This is a genomic window from Phenylobacterium sp. (assembly GCF_036502675.1).
GTDB lineage: Bacteria > Pseudomonadota > Alphaproteobacteria > Caulobacterales > Caulobacteraceae > Phenylobacterium.
Map to the genome: position 1 here is coordinate 1 of NZ_DASXYF010000125.1, position 5,892 is coordinate 5,892.

Consider the following 5,892-nt stretch of genomic DNA (forward strand, 5'->3'; position numbering starts at 1 on the left):
CGCCGGACCTGTATGCGACCTTCGATCCGTATGCCTTCGGAACCGACCCTCACGCCGACGCCTGCGAGCTTGTCCGCAGACTTCTCGCGAAAGCCAAGGACGAAGACAGCCCTTCGCTGGGCGTGAGTTCGCCTGAGCTCCGCGAAGAGGTGGACTGGCCGCACCGGCGCTTCAATCCGGCGCTGAGCCTCGTGATCGCACAAGTGGACTCGCGCCGCGTCAGCAAGACGATGGACGGCGAATTTGCGGCGAGGTCGTTCTTCATCATGTCCGAAGACGAAATCGCCCTGGAACGCTTTCTCGCCCGCGCGGGCGGATAACCTGGCGCAGCGACGAAGACTCAGATCGGCGCTCGGTGTTTGGTCGGTTTCTCGACGATTGCGGCCGTAGCTGCGCGCCTTGCGGCCGCATTCAAGTCCGCGAACTTAGGGCTTCGCCCTCGGCGCGCTTCGATGGCCTTTCGCCCAGCCTCAGTCGTTTCGCTCCCTGCGGCCGGTTCCCCGCAAAGGCCACGCTCCGCTTTCACACCCACGTTCGCCACGTGGCAGGGGTTCAGGATACTGAACCCGATTTGGGAAGCTTCTTTTTCTTGGACGCAACGTGGCCGGTCTTCCCGAGCCCCCATGAAAGCGCGCCTATCAGGGAAGGCGTTTCCTCAGAGAATAGCAGCGCCTCAAAATCATCCTGGCGGGGCACCTTTCCTTCCTGAAGGATCTTCATCAGCGCGTTGCGAAGTAGGACCCAGCTCTCAGTGAGCACGCTCTTGTCAGGTTCCACCACTCCATGCGCAGCGGCGGAGCGTTGGTCGTAGAGCTTTTGCAGCCGTTTGAAGGTCTCCAGGCGGTCAGGCCCGCGCGGTTCCAAATAGCAAGCCATGTTCGCCGCGACACGGTAACGGAGCTCCGTGCGCGCTGGCGCGAAGAGTTGTTCGAGGGCTCCCCAGATTGCCAAGAGTGAAGCGGAGCCATGACCGCGTACCCCGCTAAGATCGCAGGCTTGCAGTGCCGTTAGCAGTTTGGGCTCCTGGCGCAGCAGTTCGGCTGCCTTCGGCCAGCCCTTCTTCAGCCACTTGATCCGTTCAGGGCTCAGCGCATCGCTCCGCCCTTCGGCGATCTTGAAGATGCGCGGTTCTACCTCGAACATCGAAATGTTCGGCTCGGCCTTGGAGTGCGCCGCCTTCGCAAAGGGCATGTCACAAAGGACCGGTGCAGACGCATAAGGAGCGTCCCCAATTCGCAGGAAGGCGAGGAAGAGACGCAACGCATCTTCACCTGCGAAGCCACCTGCGCCAGCCGCATTGGGCACGTAAAGCTGTACAGTGATGTCGTAGGTGAAGCCCCCCTTTGCCGCGCGCCACGGTGCCGGGTGTAGCTTCCCAGGTGGCGCGGGCGCGAATGCCATCAAGCAGGGAGAGGTAAGGTGCGCGTAGGTACTCGACAGCACGAGCCCGTGGCTGAGTTCGACCTTTTCGGCCGCCAGAGTGACGCCGGACAGCCCGGCGTAGAAACCCGCATCGCTCATGCTTACCCCCAATGAAGACGGTAGCAGCCCTATTGGGGAGGCCAACCGGAACTTGGCTGGCTGTGGACAGCCGGCGCGTAACATTGGACTGCGACCAAGCGGCGTGGCATTGCTGCTACAGCCTGCACACAAAATGCGATTTAACCTGCACAGTTCCTGCACAGGCAAAGATGATGGAATTTATGCGTTATATTTCAAATAAATGCATAAGCTTCATCATTTCGCGGGGAGGAGCGGGTTAGGCCAACCCGGCTGGCTTTGCTCCAGCCCCGCTGTCCACCGTCCATCTACGCGGTTTGACGTATTCGCCACGACCAAAGCGCCCCGTAGCCTCGGATACACCTGCAGCACCAGGAGAGGGGGAGCGTTCCCCAAGTCCTGGGCCAGGAAAAATCTGGGGATGACAATGACTTCACCTATCGATGGCGGCGTCGCCGCGTCTTCGCGGCTGCGCCGGCGGGCCGGTCTACTGTCCGGCGCCTGCGGCCTGGCGCTGCTGGCCTGCGCGAGCGGAGCCCAGGCCGGGGCGACCATGAAATTCGGCGACGACCAGTCGATCAGCGTCGGCCTCGGCATGCGGGGCAGCTTCTCGAGCGACGAGCATGGGGCGTCGGACGGCTCCCGGTCCGAGGACTTCAACCTCGACAGCGTCCGGCTCTACGTCAACGGCCAGCTCACCAAGTCCATCGGCGCCACCTTCAACACCGAGCGTGACGGCAATGGCGACATCAAGGTGCTGGACGGCTACGTCCGCTTCGAGATGAACGACGGCTTCAACGTCTGGGCCGGCCGCCTGCTGCCGCCCAGCGACCGCTCGAACCTCGACGGCCCCTATTACCTGTCGAGCTGGAACTATCCCGGCGTGGTCTCGCAATATCCCGCCAAGTTCGCCGGCCGCGACGACGGGGTCACCGTCTGGGGCAAGCTGCTGGACAAGAAGCTCACCTATGCGGTGGGCGTGTTCAACGGCCACAACCGCTTCGCCGGCGCCTCCAACCAGAGCCACAGCCCGCTGTTCGCCGGCCGGGTGGCCTACAACTTCCTCGAGGTGGAGGACAACCCGGGCTACTACACGTCCTCGACCTACTATGGCGCGGCCGACATCTTCACCGTCGGCGCCGCCCTGATGCACCAGAGCAAGGGCGTGGGCACGGCGCTCGTGAAGGGCGACTACACCGGCTGGAACGTCGACGCCCTGTTCGAGAAGAAGGTCATGGACGGCGGCGCCGTCACCCTCGAAGGCGCCTACTACAACTACGACACCGACGACGTGGTGGACGTGGCGCCGGGCTTCGCCGGGGCCGACGCCACCGCCAACGTGGGCGGCATCGTCCAGGGCGACGGCTACCTGGTCTCCGCCGCCGTGCTGTTCCCGCAGGTGGTGGGCTGGGGCAAGTTCCAGCCGGTGGTCCGCTACCAGCACTTCGACGCCGACCTCTTCAAGGTGAAGGTCAAGCAGTACGACGCCGGCGTGAACTACATCATCAAGGGCCACAATGCCCGGTTGTCGGCCGTCTGGGCGCATGTCGAGGCCACCGGCGCAGCCGACGACGACAAGATCACCCTGGGCGTCCAGACGCAGTTCTAGAGCGGGTTGAAATTGGGTTGATCCGCCTCCGCTCATCCCGGCGAAGGCCCATGGGCGGTAACTCAAGGGCGACGGCGCCTTTTCCTCCCCTGTCCCGAAGAGGACGGGGGAGGGGGAGCACCGGCCGAAGAGCCGGTGGTGGAGGGGGCGTAGACCTGGCGCAGAGTGCGTCGGCTCGCCCCCACCGTCACGCCCTCGGAGTTATCCTCGGGCGAGCGGGTTTTAAGCCGGCGATTCCGCCTGAAATCATCGTGCTCCAGGAGAGGCCTACCCCACCCTTTCCCTCCAAATGCGGGGGGATAGGGCGGCTTCCCCTCACCCCTGGGCGGTGATCACCCGGGTGGCGATCGCCGCGGCGGCGGCGCGGTTCTCGACGCCCAGCTTGGTGAACACCTGCTCCAGGTGCTTGTTCACCGTGCGGGGGCTGATGTTGAGGATCTCGCTGATGTCCTTGTTGGACTTGCCGCGCGCCACCCAGACCAGCACCTCGGCCTCCCGGGCGGTGAGGCCCAGCGCGCTGCGCAGGGTCTCGCCTTTGTCGCCCTGGGTGAGCTCCGTCACCCGGAAGAACACCTCGCCCGCCTCCGTGCGGCCCAGCACCGAAAGCTGCAGCCGCCGCTCGCCGATCTGGAATGGCGCGGTGGCGAAGGGCTCGGCCGCCGCGATCAGCCGCAGCATGGGCTCCAGCAGCGCCGGTGTCGCCGCGCCCGGCACGTCGTCCTCGTCCACCAGCGGGCTGAGCAGCTTCGCGGCCTGCGGCGTGCGCCAGAGCAGGCGCCCGGTGGCGTCCGCCGCGAACAGCGAGCGCCCCGCCACGTCCAGCGCCAGCCGGGCGCTGTGGGCGGCGTGGGCGTTGGCCAGGTGCACGTGGATCCGCGCCAGCAGCTCGTCCAGCACCAGCGGCTTGGTGACATAGTCGACCCCGCCGGCGTTCAGGCCCTCCACCACGTGCTCGGTTTCGCTGAGGCCGGTCATGAAGATCACCGGCACGTGGGCGGCCCCAGCGCGGGCCTTCAGACGCCGGCAGGTCTCGAAGCCGGAAAGTCCCGGCATCACCGCGTCGAGCACCACGAGGTCCGGCGCCGCCTGGTCGACCAGGGCCAGGGCGCTCATCCCGTCCGCGGCGGTCAGCGCCTGGTAGCCGGCCTGGACCAGCGCCTTGACCAGCATGGCGCGGGCGTCGGGGTCGTCGTCCACCACCAGGATCAGCCGGCCCGGCCCGACGCTTGAGAGTCCGGCGCTCACGACACCGGCTCCGCCGCCGGCGAGACCCATTGCAGGTCGAGCAGGGTCTGCAGGCGCTCCATCAGGTCGTCGATCTCGTAGGGCTTGATCAGGAAGTCGTCGTGCGGGTCGTCTTCCCGCCGCGTGCGGGAGAAGTCGTGCGCATTGGCCGACACCATCAGGATCGCCACCGATTCTCCAAGCGCCGCGCGCACCGCCCGCGCCGCCTCCCAGCCGTTCATGCCGGGCATGGAGATGTCGAGGATCACCAGGTCCGGCTCCCCGCTGCGCGCCAGCTCGATGCAGCCCGGCCCGTCGCGGGAAAAGGACAGGTCGAAGCCCAGCGGCTGCAGGATCTCCCGCGTCAGGTCCAGGTGCGTCGGGTCGTCGTCGGTGACCAGGATCTTGCGTCGCGGGCCCTGGTAGCCCGTCGCCCGGCGCTCGGCCGCCGGCCGCTCGGCGGGCAGCGGCGCCTCGGAGAGCAGCAGGCGCACGCGGAAGGCGCTGCCGACGCCCAGCTCGCTGGTCACCGTCAGCTCGCCGCCCATCACCGCGGTGAGCAGCTTGGTGATGGTCAGGCCCAGGCCTATGCCCGGCACGCCGGTCTCGCCGCCCACCCGCTCGAAGGGTTCGAAGATCCGCTCCAGGTCGGCCTCGGCCACGCCCACCCCGGTGTCGGAGATTTCGAACTCCGCCACCTGCGCCCGCCAGCGCACCTTCAGCATCGCCCCGCCGGCGTTGGTGTACTTGATGGCGTTGGAGAGCAGGTTGATCAGGATCTGCCGCAGCCGCTTCACGTCGGTGTGGACCCAGACCGGCAGGGTCTCCGGCCACTCGTGGGTGAAGGCCACGCCCTTGGCCAGGGCCTGCAGGCGGAACATGTCGACGATCTGGTTGAGCAGTTCCGGGAGGTTGATGCGGTTGCGCTCGATCCGCAGCGTGCCGTTCTCGATCCGCGAGATGTCCAGCAGGCCGTCCACCAGGTCGGCCAGGTGGGTGGCGCTGCGGCGGATCACCCGCACCGCGTCGCGCGAGCTCAGCGCCGGGTTGCGCTCCATCAGCTGGGCGTAGCCGGAGATGGCGTTCAGCGGTGCGCGGATCTCGTGGCTGACGCCGACGATGTAGCGGCTCTTGGCCAGGTTGGCCGCTTCGGCCGCCTCCTTGGCGCGCTGCAGGGCCGCGTCGGTGCGCTGGTGGGCCTCGATCTCGTCGAGCAGCATCACCGTCTGCCGCTCGGTCTCGCCCTCGGCAGTGCGCTGGTTCTCGCCGGCGAGGATGAAGAACCAGGCCGCGAACGCCGCCAGCGTCATCAGGGCGACGAAGGCCAACCCCAGTGCGCCCGCCACGGACGCCTGCGCCGAGCTATCCGCGCCGCGGTAGTAGAGCAGCGCGAACACCCCGCCGATCACCAGACCGCAGATCATCAGCGCGCCCAGGAAGCGGGCCACCAGGGCGTAGGCCCCGTGAGTCAGGCGCGCCGGCACGATCCGCCGCAGCAGGGCCGCCGCCTGGTCGACCAGTCGGCGATCCTCCTTGCAGGCGTCGTGGCAGCGCGCCTC

At 67.0% G+C, this 5,892-nt stretch carries 4 protein-coding genes and 1 pseudogene; 2 read left to right on the plus strand and 3 right to left on the minus strand.

All coding sequences use genetic code 11. The features are described from left to right. Nucleotides 1-320 (plus strand): annotated as a pseudogene (locus VGL30_RS16430) (hypothetical protein); the annotation flags it as partial. Between the two features lie 232 nt (nt 321-552). Here VGL30_RS16430 and VGL30_RS16435 read toward each other — a convergent pair. After that, nucleotides 553-1,521, minus strand: coding sequence for a hypothetical protein (locus tag VGL30_RS16435; protein ID WP_331541100.1), 969 nt, complete (start codon nt 1,519-1,521; stop codon nt 553-555). 406 nt (nt 1,522-1,927) lie between these two features. Here VGL30_RS16435 and VGL30_RS16440 point away from each other — a divergent pair, with 406 nt between their 5' ends. Further along, a complete protein-coding gene (locus tag VGL30_RS16440) occupies nt 1,928-3,109 on the plus strand; it encodes a hypothetical protein (protein WP_331541101.1) in 1,182 nt (393 codons plus the stop codon). Nucleotides 3,110-3,424: 315 nt separating this feature from the next. Here VGL30_RS16440 and VGL30_RS16445 read toward each other — a convergent pair whose 3' ends face one another. After that, nucleotides 3,425-4,354, minus strand: a complete 930-nt coding sequence (locus VGL30_RS16445; protein WP_331541102.1) for a DNA-binding response regulator — start codon at nt 4,352-4,354, stop codon at nt 3,425-3,427. Further along, nucleotides 4,351-5,892, minus strand: a 1,542-nt coding sequence (locus VGL30_RS16450) for an ATP-binding response regulator (protein ID WP_331541103.1), incomplete at its 5' end; no start/stop codon positions are given. The genes VGL30_RS16450 and VGL30_RS16445, both read right to left, overlap by 4 nt.

Bases quoted from the DNA above. Each gene is read 5' to 3' on its own strand.
- VGL30_RS16435 (WP_331541100.1), bottom strand. From the start codon at position 1,521: ATGAGCGATGCGGGTTTCTACGCCGGGCTGTCCGGCGTCACTCTGGCG.
- VGL30_RS16440 (WP_331541101.1), top strand. From the start codon at position 1,928: ATGACTTCACCTATCGATGGCGGCGTCGCCGCGTCTTCGCGGCTGCGC.